Source organism: Bacillus sp. JJ1474, assembly GCF_036965225.1.
Classification (GTDB): Bacteria; Bacillota; Bacilli; order Bacillales; family Cytobacillaceae; genus Cytobacillus.
In genome coordinates this window covers 1-230 of sequence record NZ_JBALPC010000314.1, presented here as the reverse complement: position 1 = coordinate 230, position 230 = coordinate 1, and positions in this window count along the sequence as shown.

Sequence of the window (230 nt, the reverse complement as noted above, 5' to 3'; positions counted from 1 at the left end):
CTCCACCTGTAATGACAGCAACTTTTTCTGATAGTCTTTCCATAATGCATTCCCCCTGAGTTCGTATTATTGGCTAAGTGCTTTGAATTAAATTATTTTTAATTCGAGATAATTGTAACTCTAATTTTTAGATAAATCAAAGAAAGCGACTTTTGTTTTAGTATTTACCCACTCTACCATTACTACTTCCTTCACAGTTCAGGACTTGAACCCTTGAGTCTTCACCTATG